Annotated in this window: 7 protein-coding genes; 2 read left to right on the plus strand and 5 right to left on the minus strand. The window is 32.2% G+C overall.

What is annotated here, in order from left to right; translation table 11 throughout:
• Positions 1 to 198: 198 nt before the first annotated feature.
• Complete coding sequence (locus CKF58_RS04345; RefSeq protein ID WP_119531343.1) at positions 199 to 1,821, plus strand: Ppx/GppA phosphatase family protein; 1,623 nt, start codon at positions 199 to 201, stop codon at positions 1,819 to 1,821.
• A 116-nt stretch (positions 1,822 to 1,937) separates the two neighbouring features.
• Here the strand turns inward: CKF58_RS04345 and CKF58_RS04350 are convergent, their stop codons facing one another.
• From CKF58_RS04350 to potA, 5 genes are read right to left on the minus strand one after another with little or no spacing between them, the layout of a single operon-like run.
• Entirely contained in the window at positions 1,938 to 2,249 is a 312-nt protein-coding gene (locus CKF58_RS04350; RefSeq protein WP_119531345.1) for an RnfH family protein, read from the minus strand.
• Complete coding sequence (locus CKF58_RS04355; protein ID WP_119531347.1) at positions 2,249 to 2,686, minus strand: type II toxin-antitoxin system RatA family toxin; 438 nt, start codon at positions 2,684 to 2,686, stop codon at positions 2,249 to 2,251. Before CKF58_RS04355 ends, CKF58_RS04350 begins: the two co-directional genes overlap by 1 nt.
• A 44-nt stretch (positions 2,687 to 2,730) precedes the next feature.
• Positions 2,731 to 3,513: a spermidine/putrescine ABC transporter permease PotC gene (potC, locus tag CKF58_RS04360; RefSeq protein WP_119531349.1), complete on the minus strand. Its 783-nt coding sequence runs from the start codon at positions 3,511 to 3,513 to the stop codon at positions 2,731 to 2,733.
• Positions 3,513 to 4,364, minus strand: a complete 852-nt coding sequence (locus CKF58_RS04365) for an ABC transporter permease subunit (protein ID WP_119531351.1) — start codon at positions 4,362 to 4,364, stop codon at positions 3,513 to 3,515. The genes potC and CKF58_RS04365 overlap by 1 nt, the downstream gene beginning before the upstream one ends.
• Complete coding sequence (potA, locus tag CKF58_RS04370) at positions 4,333 to 5,466, minus strand: spermidine/putrescine ABC transporter ATP-binding protein PotA (RefSeq protein WP_281270677.1); 1,134 nt, start codon at positions 5,464 to 5,466, stop codon at positions 4,333 to 4,335. The genes CKF58_RS04365 and potA overlap by 32 nt, the downstream gene beginning before the upstream one ends.
• 616 nt (positions 5,467 to 6,082) lie before the next feature.
• Between potA and CKF58_RS04375 the strand changes: the two genes are divergently transcribed.
• The gene (locus CKF58_RS04375) at positions 6,083 to 6,955 is read left to right on the plus strand and encodes a hypothetical protein (protein ID WP_119531355.1); all 873 of its coding nucleotides are present in this window, start codon (positions 6,083 to 6,085) and stop codon (positions 6,953 to 6,955) included.
• The last annotated feature ends 131 nt before the right edge of the window (positions 6,956 to 7,086 follow it).

Genomic DNA, 7,086 nt, shown 5'->3' on the forward strand with positions numbered 1-7,086 from the left:
ATATTTACGATGAAGTGTAGTGACCAGTTGTGTATAACTTTTGTATAGTCTCTTATTTATGTTTACTATAAAGTCGATCTAGTAAATAACTATTTCGTTTTTTAGCTATTTTAAGCAATGCGAGCTGTGTTATAATTTTTAACAAAAATCTCTATTTTTAAATATCTAAGTTTAGATTTCTCTCCAACATATTTTTCTATGTTTCATCATAAAAAATCACCTAAATATATTGCAATTATCGACTTAGGTTCAAATAGTTTTAACCTTATTATTGCAAGAAATTTTGGTTTATCTCGACCGGTTATTAAGCGTTTTAATATTACGGTACAATTAGCAAGATATCTAACAGCTGATAATATTTTATTACCAGAAGGGATTGAGCGTTGTTGTAATGCTTTAGCTGCTATTCAAGAGTTTATTAGCCATTTTGGTAATGATATTGAAGTACGAGCTAATGCTACTTATACTATCCGTAGTACGAAAAACCAGGAAGAGCTACTAACAGCTATCAATAAAGTCTTCCCACATAAGATTAAAATCTTAACTGGAATCGAAGAAGCAAATACAATTTTTAAAGGGATAGCTTTATCTAACCCTATTACTCAACCATTTATTGCTGTAGATATTGGTGGGGGATCTACAGAGATGATCCTTTCAAACAATCTTGAACCGGAATATTTAACCAGTAATAATTTAGGTTGTGTTTCTTTTTCACAAAAATTCTTTAGTGATGGTAAATTTAATGCTGAACTCTTTAATCAAGCATATAAAGCAGCATGTCAGATTTTTACTAAAGAATTAGATAATCCTATTGTTCACAAGTATCTAAATATAGCTCATGCTGTAGGTTCATCTGGAACGATTAAAAATACTATTTTAACCGTTAAGTCAAACTTTAAAGATGCTGCTAAACGTATTAATCATTTATTAGCTCATCCTGAACCAGAGAATCCACTCTATGATGCTAAATTATTAAGCAGTTTACAACAACAAATTAAAGAATTTGCTGATAAATTTGGTAATCCAGAACACCTAACTGCGCAAAATTTAGAATATCTTGTACAAATGGTGTTACAACATAATTCATGTGCGCAATTATGTTACACGGGTTTTGATCCATCAGGACGTGAAGTTTTAGCTGGTGGCTTATCTATTTTACGTGCTCTATTTAATGTCTTTAAATTCCAAAAACTAACTTACTCTCATTCTGCTTTAAGAGAGGGGGTATTATTTGGGGATCAAGAATCTGATATTTTCAAACATATTAGATTATTTACCGTACACAATTTACGTCGTAAATACCAAATCGAGCATAAATTATTTAATAGTTTTTACCAACAGGCTTTATCTTTAGTACAACAAGATAAATTACTGTTTGAAACCTATAACAAACAAGACATTGCTAACTATTGTACGTTTATGCTTGTAGGTTCAGCAATTAGTGATGATGACTTCTTTGCACATTCTGGTTACATTGTGAAAAATTCGAACCTTTATGGTTTTTCAGATGCCGAGATTGCGAAGATCCATCAATTTATTGACTGTTTAAACAATGATTGTGCTCAAGCTGATCAAGCAACACAGCAATTAGCAGTATTATTACGTATTACCTATAACTTTACTTTCTCTAACTTACCAAAATTAATTAAGCAAGGGAAAGTGAAATTAGCATTTACCTATCAAGATAATCATATTGAAACCATCAATTTATACTTACTTGATGAGCAAGTGCAAAATGCTCCGTACATTATTACGAATGTTAAACGTTTAAATAAAATGCTCGAAAAACAAAGCATTCAGATTAATGTACTAAATGGTTAAAAATGCTATAACATAGTAATTTTAATTCGAGGTAATGTGCTATGATCGCCTTAGCTCTATATTAAAGTTACACAACACACTATTTATACGTATATAAGCAAAAAAGACGTAGGAGATTATCCTGCGTCTTTTTTGCTTTTACGATTTGGATTGTGAGGTACAGCTTTATCGCGATTAGGTTCATTACGTCTACGTTGTAAATTACGTAAAACTGATACGCGATCACCATTTTGGACAAGTGTGTCTAATTCAGCTTTTTCAGCAAAAATAGCATAAGACATTTGCGCTTTGTCTAGTTTATAAATTAGACATACTTTAGAATCATCTACGACTTGTTCAATAGTTATGCTTTGCTCTTCATCGTATTTACCCTTCCAAATATAAATTTGTTCAGGGTTATGACCATATATTAATTCTACTTTCTTCATTAATTTAAGCCATATTTTTGTTGTGCACGTGCTATAAAACAGTCTACCATACCAATCATAGCTTTTTTAAACTTATTACCTAGAAGAAATTCCATAAAACTATTCATCTCATAATCCATATATAAAGAAACTTTTGTTTGTTGTGGATTAAGAGCGTCTGTTTCAAACTTCCAATAACCTTTTAGTTTTTGAAAAGGTCCTTCGGCTAGCTCCATGGTAATTTTTTCGTAAGGGTAGAAAGTTGTATTAGTACTAAAACTCTGTTTTATACCGGCAAAAGACATTTCGAGTTCAGCTAAAACTTGGTTATTGTTTTGGGTAAAAGTTTTAGCATTAGAACAATGCTCGATAAATTCTGGATAACTTTCGTAGTCCGAAACTAAATTAAACATTTGTTCACATGAATAATCTACATTTAAGGAATGTTCAATTATCATAGTTAAAAGTTTGCACCCTAACCTAGGTTAGGGTGCATTATTAATTAAAAATTAAATTTAACTTTACCACGTGAGAAGAACATTACTGCACTTACTACAACAATTGAAATAAGTACCATAATGGTTGCCACGGCATTAACATCTGGAGTTACACCAGATTTAACAAGAGAAAATACTCTTACAGGTAAAGGCTCATATCCTGCACCCGAAGCAAAGCTACTGATAATTACATCGTCCATTGAAATAATGAAGCTTAATAACCAACTAGCAGCAATTGCTGGGAAAATTAATGGGAAAACAATTTTTAACAGAATTACTCGTTCTGGAGCACCTAGATCCTTAGCGGCTTCAAGCATTCGTTTATCAAACCCTTGTAAGCGCGAACTTATAACAATTACTGCATAAGGTAAACAGAAAGTAATATGCGCAATTAAAAGAGTTGTAAACCCTAATGAAAAGCCTAGAGTAATGAAAAGGATTAGGAAAGCAATTGCCATTACAATATCAGGTGTAATCATATTTAAGAGTAATAACCCTTGCACTACACCTCTACCTTTAAAGCGGTAACGATAAACAGCAATTGAAACTAAAGCTCCAATAATTGTAACTAACGTAGAAGCTAAGAAACCAATCGTTAATGAATGCACAGCCGCATTAATCATATCTTGGTTGTTGAACAGTTTTTCATACCATTTTAAGGTAAAACCATCCCAACGCACCCCGTAACGATTGTTATTAAAACTATTAACTACCAGTACAGCAATTGGCAAGTACATGAATAGTACAACAAGGAGTACTGTTAAAGTAATTAAAAACTTACGTAGCATTATTCAACATTCCCCACTTTAATACGATTCATTAACCACATTGTAATCATTAAGATTGCAATCATACCAATAGAGAGGGCAGCTCCTAATGGCCAGTTACGCGTAAATAAGAACTCACTCTTAATTACTGAACCAATAAGTAATGATTTAGGACCGCCTAATAATTCAGAAATATAGAACATCCCCATCGATGGTAAGAACACGAGTGTAAAACCAGCTACTAAACCAGCAAAAGATAAAGGGAATGTAATTTTTGTGAAACGTTTAAACGGACCTGCTCCTAAATCTTTAGCAGCTTCAATTAAACGATAATCAATTTTTTGTAACGACGAGTAAATCGGTAAAATCATGTACGGTAAAAGAATCGATACCATACCAATAATTACCGCTGTATCGGTATAAAGAATATTAATCGGAGAGCTAATCAGACCTATACTCATTAGCCCTTTGTTAATAATACCATTGGCACCTAAGAGAATTTTAATCCCGTAAATACGCACTAGACTGTTTGTCCAGAATGGTAAAAGAATTAAAATTAATAAAAAGGCATGCCATTTTTTATGACAATTAACAACAGCTAAAGAGTAGAGATATCCTACAATCATCGTTACTAAAGTCGTCCAAAAAGCTAAATAAATAGAGTTTTCGAAGACTTTAAGATAAAGAGGATCTACTAATTTGGTATAGCTCTCAAGAGAGAATACTGCTTGATAAAACTCGGTTGGGCTACTACTGAAAAAACTAACAAGAACTACCAGAATCCCCGGTACTAAGATAAATAATCCTAACCAAAAAAGGATAAAAACAATAGTAAAGTTCTTAATCGAGATTAGGTTTGTTAGACTCTTCATCTAGCACCACCTCCCAAGCATTATGCCAAGTAATAGCTACTTTTTGTCCGATATTATGGTTAAGTGAAGGATCGTCTTCGTTAAAGAACTCTGAAGTTACGATTACTTTACCATTAGTTAATTTTACCCATGAATCTAAAGTCATTCCTTTATAGTTTAAATCAATGATTTGACCATAAATACCATCGACTTCGTCATCATAACGTTGAATTTCTTCAACAATTAAATCTTCAGGACGTAGTAAGACTAAAAGTTTTTTCCCAGGATATACATCTAACTCGGTATTAATTTTACAAATACGACCTTCAACATCTGCTTCAACCACTTTATCATCTAAGCGTTGAATAACTTTAGCGTCGAAGACATTAATCTCACCAATGAATTCAGCAACGAATAGATTTGCTGGTTCTTCATAAATTTCTCTTGGTGTACCGTCTTGAACGATTTTACCTTTATTCATTACGATAATACGATCAGACATAGTTAATGCTTCTTCCTGATCGTGTGTAACGAAAATAAAGCTAATACCTAATTTACGTTGTAATGCTTTTAATTCACTTTGCATTTCAAGACGTAATTGGTAGTCTAAAGCCGATAAAGATTCATCGAGTAATAATACTTTAGGTTTATTTACTACCGCGCGAGCAATTGCCACACGTTGTTGTTGACCACCAGAAAGTTGACTTGGCATACGTTCTGCGTAGTCTTCTAATTTCACCATAGCTAGAGCTTCTAATACGCGCTCTTTAATTTCAGCTTCTGGTACTTTTTGCATTCTTAAGCCAAACGCCACATTGTTATAAATATTCATATGTGGGAATAAGGCATAGCTTTGGAAAACGGTATTAACTTGACGTTTTTCAGCACCAACTTCGGTAACGTCCATGTCGTCAATATAAATTTTACCTGACGACGCACTTTCAAGACCAGCAATCATTCGTAAAACAGTAGTTTTACCACAACCTGATGGTCCAAGAATAGTTAAAAATGTCCCTTGTTTAATATCAAGGTTTAAGTTTTCAATAGTGTTCGTTTTACCGTCATAAGATTTAGAAATATTTTCTAAACGAACTATCGACTTACTTGTTTTTGTATCTTTCACCTTGTTAACGTGTATATTAGTCATTTTTTTCCCAACAAAAAATACATTAAATTTAGGAACTCTAAATTAAACTTACCATTTATCAATTAATAACTTAAAAAGACTTTACTCTTTAAGTACTAAGTTTTGTACGTTATTCTTTACTAAGCGCAAAAGTAAGTATAAAAGCCTCATAAAGAAAATTACCTAAATGGGTTAGGATTACGCTCATTAAAACAAAATTGATTCCGGCTTACAGCTAGAGAGGAAATATTGTTATACATAACAATAAAAAGCCCAAGCTCATACAAGCTTGGTGTTTTAGTCTAAAGACTAGTTGCAGAATCGATAGGATAAACCTCGGCATGTGAAATCTGTAGCCGTGAATTTTTCAGCATAACCTACTTGAGCTTTTTTGTGAAAGATAACTTCAAATAGCGAGATTATGCTAGTAAAAATTACTTCATTCAATCATTTTGCGACCTTTTATTATAATACAAAAATGATACAAGCACGTAGATTTTTAACTTGAAACACGATGAGAAATTATTGTATTTGGTAAATTGATTAACTGGCTAATTTGAAACTTTTGCTATAATTAAGGCATAAAGAGCCAGAATAATTAGGTTTAAGTTCTATGTTAAATCACCTACGTCACAACTATATTTTTTACTTCTTATTTATCGTATTTTTATTTTTAGGCTATTTTGATGCCAAAATCCAAAATCAATTTTTGACCGGCTACTATCGTTTACCTTATTTTATTCTTGCCGTCTTTACTACATTCTTTTGTTATACCTACTGTTATAAGAATGCTAAACTTTGCGCTACGCAAAGCGCTAATTATCGTAAACTGGCACTTGTAACACTCGGTTATACCTTATATCAAATAATTGCTTTTTTTGTTAAACGTGATCCAGGTAAAGGTGAATTAACTATTTATCTAATCGTACTAATTGCAACAGTTATTTTTTATGTAAAAGATGACACGCGCTTAAAAGTTGTAGAAGGCACTCCTGAACACACACAAGCATTTAGCTACGAGCGCAAGTATACTAATTGGATTATCTATCCAAGCTTAATTGTAGTTTTTGCCTTACAAAATATTTTCTACTTTTATGTAGATGCTGGCTTCCAAATTTACTACAATGCTTTTTTCCAGGTCGCTTTTGGTATTGCAATCGCTAATGCAGCCATGATCATTACCAAAACTCGTTTAGATGTGGTTAAATTAGTTTTCCTTGTAGCCGAAACTCTGTTCTTAATCTGCGGTTTTATCTATTTAATTGCTATTTTAGCTATAAAATTTGATCTGTTTGCAGCTCAACCTTTAATTAAACAAAACTTAATTATTGAGTACGCAATTATTGTTTTCGCTATTTCAGCTATAAACTTAATTATTAGTTTTAGTAAAAACTGGAAAGGTCTAATTGGCTTTGCTCTTAAGTTTAGCTCATTAATTTTCTATTTAAATTTCTGGTTAGTTGCTTATCGTGCCGTATATTATTAAGGATCTTCATTTAGTTAGCAATTATCCTTAACATAGTAATGGATTTTATGACTTTAAAATTTTAAGATTTTAAAGTTTTACTAATAAAATACGTCTAAAGCCTTGGAGATTTCTCCAAGGCTTTAGACGTA

Source organism: Psittacicella hinzii (assembly GCF_003585935.1).
Classification (GTDB): domain Bacteria; phylum Pseudomonadota; class Gammaproteobacteria; order Enterobacterales; family Psittacicellaceae; genus Psittacicella; species Psittacicella hinzii.